This window comes from Rhodococcus sp. EPR-147, assembly GCF_001647185.1.
Classification (GTDB): Bacteria; Actinomycetota; Actinomycetes; order Mycobacteriales; family Mycobacteriaceae; genus Rhodococcoides.
This window is the reverse complement of sequence record NZ_LVCU01000416.1, coordinates 1-6,276: the sequence shown is the minus strand read 5'-3', so window position 1 is coordinate 6,276 and position 6,276 is coordinate 1. Positions and strand designations below refer to the sequence as shown.

Here is a 6,276-nt window from a genome sequence, read left to right as displayed (position 1 = left end):
GGCTGGAGAAGTCCTGTGGAGCCCCGTCGCTGATCTGCTGCGAGACGGTGGAGGTGGTGGTGAGGTCCACGTTCTGCTCGTTCGCGTCGGAGGTTTCGAAGGCCAGTACGCGTCGCGGCTCGGTGCCGGGGTCGACCACGGTGGTGGTCGTCGGCGTCACGGCGATCGTCACCTCGTTCGAGGACGCCGCCTGCTCGGGAGCGGGATCGGTGTCGGTGTCGGCGCTCGAACATCCGGCGACGAGAACCAGTGCACAGCAGGCAGCGAGGAAACCGGAGCGGACGGTGCCGGAGCGGACGGTGCGGAAACGATCGGTCGACTTCACGGCCACCAGGCTACTGACACCGCCCGTGGCGACCGGTGGTGCGCGGCACGGATGAGGACCCGCCGCCGTCCATACGCCATGATGGACAGGTGAGTGAAGACCGCGCCGACGATCCGCCAGCCGAGACGAGTAGTGTTCCGGCACCGAACGAGACCGCGGACTCGCAGGTGACCGATACCGACAGCGCCGCGAGTCGAGTTCCGAAGCCGCTCAAGACGCGGTTGCTGGTCGCGATCGCGGCCGTGATTCTGCTGTTCGACCTCGTGACCAAGATCGTGGTGGTGCACTACGTCAAGCCCGGCAACCCGATTTCGATCGTCGGAGACGTCGTGACGTTGCGGCTGGTGCGTAATCCCGGTGCGGCGTTCTCGATGGCCACCGGCATGACCTGGTTGCTCACGGTCGTGGCAGTCGCGGTCGTCATCGGAGTGATCAAGATCGGTCGGACGCTGCGATCGCCGTGGTGGGCACTGGGATTGGGTCTGGTTCTCGGCGGCGCGCTCGGCAACCTGATCGACCGATTCTTCCGTGCCCCGGGTCCGTTCCAGGGACACGTCGTCGACTTCGTGTCGGTGGGCTGGTGGCCGGTGTTCAACGTTGCCGATTCGTCCATCGTCTGTGGTGCGATCCTCCTCGTCGTCCTGAGCCTGTTCGGGTTCGAGCCGAACGGTGAACGGGTGACCAAGGCGAACTCCGATGCCGCAGCCGAGGCCGACAAGTGAGGGAATCGCGCTCGATGCCGGTGCCCGACGGTCTGGACGGAATGAGGGTGGACGCCGGTCTCGCTCGGTTGCTCGGGCTCTCGCGTACCGTCGCCGCGGCGCTGGCCGAGGAGGGCTCGGTTCTGGTCGATGCCGGTGCCGTCGGCAAGTCCGATCGGTTGGCCGCTGGGTCGTGGCTCGAAGTGACGCTGCCCGAGCCGGCCCGTGAGTTGACGATCGAGGCGGAGCCGGTCGAGGGGATGGACATCCTCTACGCCGACGACGACATCGTGGCCGTGGACAAGCCCGTCGGGGTCGCCGCGCATGCCAGCGTCGGCTGGACCGGACCCACCGTCATCGGCGGTCTCGCGGCCGCCGGTTTCCGAATTTCGACCTCCGGTGCGCACGAGCGTCAGGGCATCGTGCACCGCCTCGACGTCGGCACGTCCGGGGTCATGGTGGACGCCACGTCCGAGCGGGCGTACACCGTGCTCAAGCGGGCGTTCAAGGCGCGCACGATCGACAAGCGCTACCACGCACTGGTGCAGGGGCATCCGGATCCGAGCAGTGGAACGATCGATGCCCCGATCGGTCGACACGGCAGCAACGACTGGAAGTTCGCCGTCCGTGCCGACGGCAAGCCCAGCGTCACCCACTACGACACGGTCGAGGCGTTCCAGGCCGCGAGCCTGCTGGACGTGCACCTGGAAACCGGTCGCACGCACCAGATTCGGGTGCACTTCTCGGCTCTGCGTCATCCGTGCTGCGGCGATCTGACCTACGGTGCCGATCCGCGGCTGGCCGAACGGTTGGGCCTGGAGCGGCAGTGGCTGCATGCGCGGTCGCTCGGCTTCGCGCATCCGTCCGACGGCCGCTGGGTGGAGATCGAGAGCAAGTATCCGGCCGACCTCGAGCACGCACTCGAGGTGCTTCGGAAGGCGTGATGCGCACCAGGGGAGTGCTGGGCGGTGTCGTCACCGCTGCACTCGTGTTCGTGGCGCTCGCGGTGATCGGGCACCTCAACCCGGTACGACAGCTGGGTGTGGGCACCGACCGGCTCGGCCCGGACAGCGGCGAGCAGGTGATCGATTACCTGGCCCGCGCCGAGGCGAGCCTGCGCAGCGACAACACCGAACCTCGGTGGGGATCGGTTTCGTTCGATCGCGAACTCACCGCCCAACAGGCCTATGCCGTCGCCGACGGGATTCGTATCTCGCAGGTGCTTTTGCGTGTTCCGCTCGATCGTGTGCAGACCCCGATACTGACCGTCGGCGTGCCGGGCAGCGAACGCTCGGTACTGAATTCGACCGCGCGGGCAGCGAGCCTGGCGACCGAATCGTTCGGGGCGGGGGACCGGCAGGCGCAGATCGCCGCAGTCTCGCAGCAACGTCTGCTCGACGGGTGTGCGTGTGTGGTGACGTTGGTGGTGCGCGCGACCCCAGCCGAGTTGAGCGAGCTGGCCGGCCGCGCCGATGTGCGAGCGGTGCAGGCGCTTCCGCCGGATGCGGTGTCCGGCAAGTTCGCAGTCGAGCCGCTCCTGCCGGAGCACGTCGACGTCGTCGGTCCGCTCCCGGACGACGGTCCCGTGCCGACCCGATGAGGCGATTTCTCGTCGCATCCGTCACACCTGTCACGTCCTCCCAGGACACACCGGCAGCGTGAAAATTCTGTCGGTTCGACCGCTTACAGTGAGTACGTTCGCGGCTCGTATTCACGCCGACGCACGACCTTCAGGAGAGAACCTTCGTGGCCGATTCGTTCGTTCATCTGCACAACCACACCGAATATTCGATGCTCGACGGTGCCGCCAAGATCGGCGCGATGTTCGCCGAGGCAGCACGGTTGGAGATGACGGCAGTCGGCATGACCGACCACGGCAACATGTACGGGGCCAGCGAGTTCTACAACGAGGCAAAGAAGGCCGGGATCAAGCCGATCATCGGCATCGAGGCCTACATCGCGCCCGAGTCCCGATTCAACAAGAAGCGTGTGCTGTGGGGCGACCGCAGCCAGAAGTCCGACGACGTCTCCGGTAGCGGTGCGTACACGCACATGACGATGGTCGCCGAGAACGCGACCGGAGTCCGCAACCTGTTCAAGCTGTCCTCGCTCGCCTCCATCGAGGGTCAGCTGGGCAAGTGGGCCCGGATGGACGAGGAGATCATCGCCCAGCACGCCGAGGGCATCATCGCCACCACCGGCTGCCCGTCGGGTGAGGTGCAGACTCGGTTGCGACTCGGCCAGGATCGTGAGGCGCTGGAGGCCGCTGCCAAATGGCGCGAGATCTGGGGTCCGGAGAACTTCTTCCTCGAACTGATGGATCACGGCCTGTCCATCGAGCGGCGTGTCCGCGAAGGCCTGCTCGACATCGGCAAGAAGCTCTCGATTCCGCCGCTGGCCACCAACGACTGCCACTACGTCACCAAGGATGCCGCCGAGAACCACGAGGCGCTGCTGTGCATCCAGACCGGTAAGACGCTCAGCGATCCCACTCGCTTCAAGTTCGACGGTGACGGCTACTACCTCAAGTCCGCCGCCGAGATGCGCGAGCTCTGGGACGATCAGGTGCCCGGTGCCTGCGACAGCACCCTGCTCATCGCTGAGCGAGTGCAGCCGTACGACGAGGTGTGGGCGCACCGCGACCGCATGCCGATCTTCCCCGTGCCCGAGGGCCACACCCAGGGCACCTGGTTGCGCCACGAGGTCATGACCGGACTCGAGCGACGGTTCCCCGACGGCCCGGCCGAGGACTACCTGGCACGCGCCGAGTACGAGATCAAGGTCATCCTCGAGATGGGCTTCCCGGCCTACTTCCTCGTGGTCGGCGACCTGATCAACCACGCCAAAGCCGTCGGCATCCGCGTCGGGCCGGGCCGAGGTTCCGCCGCCGGATCGTTGGTCGCGTACGCCATGGGCATCACCAACATCGACCCACTGCCGCACGGTCTGCTCTTCGAGCGATTCCTCAACCCCGAGCGTGTGTCGATGCCCGATATCGATATCGACTTCGACGATCGTCGCCGCGGTGAGATGGTCCGCTACGCCACTGAGAAGTGGGGCAGCGATCGCGTCGCCCAGGTGATCACGTTCGGCACCATCAAGACCAAGGCCGCGATCAAGGACTCGGCCCGAGTGCAGTTCGGCCAGCCCGGTTTCGGGATCGCCGATCAGATCACCAAGGCGCTGCCGCCGCCCATCATGGCCAAGGACATTTCGGTGGCGGGCATCACCGATCCGTCGCACGAGCGCTACAAGGAAGCCGTCGAGGTTCGAGCGCTGATCGACTCCAACCCCGACGTCGCGACCATCTACAAGACGGCCAAGGGACTCGAGGGCCTGATTCGCAACGCAGGCGTGCACGCTTGCGCGGTCATCATGTCCTCCGAGCCGCTCACCGACGCGATTCCGGTGTGGAAGCGCGCGCAGGACGGCGCGATCATCACCGGCTGGGACTATCCGTCGTGCGAGGCCATCGGCCTGCTCAAGATGGATTTCCTGGGCTTGCGAAACCTCACCGTCATCGGTGACGCCATCGACAACATCAAGGCCAACCGCGGCATCGACATCGACCTCGACGCTCTCCCGCTCGACGACCCGGCGACCTTCGACTTGCTCTCTCGCGGAGACACTCTCGGCGTCTTCCAGCTCGACGGCAGTGCCATGCGCGATCTGCTCCGGCGCATGCAGCCCACCGGTTTCGAGGACATCGTCGCCGTCCTGGCGCTGTACCGGCCCGGTCCGATGGGCATGAACTCGCACAACGATTACGCCGACCGCAAGAACGGTAGGCAAGAGGTCAAGCCGATTCACCCGGAGCTCGAAGAGCCGCTCAAGGTGATTCTCGGCGAGACGTACGGCCTGGTGGTCTACCAGGAGCAGATCATGCAGCTCGCGCAGAAGGTGGCCGGCTACACCCTGGGCCAAGCTGACCTGCTGCGTCGTGCCATGGGTAAGAAGAAGCTCTCCGAGCTCGAGAAGGCGTACGCCGGGTTCCGGCAGGGCATGTTGGACAACGACTTCTCCGAGGCGGCCATCAAGGCGCTGTGGGACACCGTGCTGCCCTTCGCGGGCTACGCGTTCAACAAGTCTCACTCCGCGGGCTACGGCCTGGTGTCGTACTGGACGGCGTACCTCAAGGCCAACTACCCGGCCGAGTACATGGCCGGCCTGCTCACCAGTGTCGGCGACGACAAGGACAAGGCTGCGATCTACCTGGCCGATTGCCGCAAGCTCGGGATCACGGTGTTGCCGCCGGACGTCAACGAGTCCGAACTCAACTTCGCGTCGGTGGGCAAGGACATCCGGTTCGGTCTCGGCGCTGTCCGCAACGTCGGTACCAATGTGGTCGCGTCGATCATCAGGGCGCGATCGGAGAAGTCGAAGTACACCGACTTCTCCGACTATCTAGGCAAGATCGACGCGGTCGCGTGCAGCAAGAAGGTCACCGAATCTCTCATCAAGGCAGGTGCTTTCGACTCACTCGATCATCCGCGCAAAGGTCTGATGCTCATTCACGCCGATGCGATCGACGCGGTGATGGGTACCAAGAAGGCCGAGGCGATCGGCCAGTTCGACCTGTTCGGCGGGGAGGACGCCGACGAGTCCATCTCCGCGGTGTTCAACGTCCGGGTGCCGGACGAGGAGTGGGAATCCAAGCATCGGCTCGCCCTCGAGCGCGAGATGCTCGGTCTCTACGTCTCGGGCCACCCGCTCCTGGGCGTCGAGCACATGTTGGCGGCGAAGTCCGACTGCAACATCCCGACCATCCTCGAGGGTGACATCAAGGACGGCACCCAGGTGACCGTGGGCGGCATTCTGGCCTCGGTGAACCGTCGGATCAACAAGAACGGTCTGACGTGGGCGTCGGCTCAGCTCGAGGACCTGGCCGGTGGTATCGAGGTGCTGTTCTTCCCGCAGGCGTACTCGGTGTTCGGTGCCGATGTCACCGAGGACTCGGTGGTGCTGGTCAAGGGTCGGGTTTCGGTGCGTGACGACCGGGTTTCCTTGATCGCGAACGACCTTGCGGTGCCCGATCTTTCGGCCATCGGTATCGACAAGCCGCTCGCGGTGAGTCTACCGACGCGACTGTGCACCGCCGACAAGGTCGGCGCGCTCAAGCGGGTGTTGATCAGTCACCCAGGGACCTCGGACGTCCATCTGCGGTTGGTCAGCGGCGACAAGATCACCACGATGAAGCTGGACGACAGCCTGAGGGTGACGCCGACCTCGGCGTTGATGGGCGACCTGAAG

4 protein-coding genes and 1 pseudogene are annotated in these 6,276 nt (G+C 65.5%); 4 read left to right on the top strand and 1 reads right to left on the bottom strand.

The window, feature by feature from the left end; genetic code table 11:
* Positions 1–325, bottom strand: a pseudogene (locus tag A2J02_RS18350) (hypothetical protein); the annotation flags it as partial.
* Between the two features lie 89 nt (positions 326–414).
* Here A2J02_RS18350 and lspA point away from each other — a divergent pair.
* The 4 genes from lspA to dnaE form a co-directional block, all read left to right on the top strand.
* Positions 415–1,047 (top strand): signal peptidase II, encoded by a 633-nt coding sequence (gene lspA, locus A2J02_RS18345; RefSeq protein ID WP_068051928.1) that lies wholly within the window; start codon positions 415–417, stop codon positions 1,045–1,047.
* Positions 1,044–1,970, top strand: a complete 927-nt coding sequence (locus A2J02_RS18340; RefSeq protein ID WP_068051925.1) for an RluA family pseudouridine synthase — start codon at positions 1,044–1,046, stop codon at positions 1,968–1,970. The genes lspA and A2J02_RS18340 overlap by 4 nt, the downstream gene beginning before the upstream one ends.
* Positions 1,970–2,626, top strand: coding sequence for a hypothetical protein (locus A2J02_RS18335; RefSeq protein ID WP_068051922.1), 657 nt, complete (start codon positions 1,970–1,972; stop codon positions 2,624–2,626). The genes A2J02_RS18340 and A2J02_RS18335 overlap by 1 nt, the downstream gene beginning before the upstream one ends.
* 146 nt (positions 2,627–2,772) lie before the next feature.
* Positions 2,773–6,276 (top strand): DNA polymerase III subunit alpha (gene dnaE / locus A2J02_RS18330; RefSeq protein ID WP_068051919.1); only part of this gene is annotated, 3,504 nt, incomplete at its 3' end.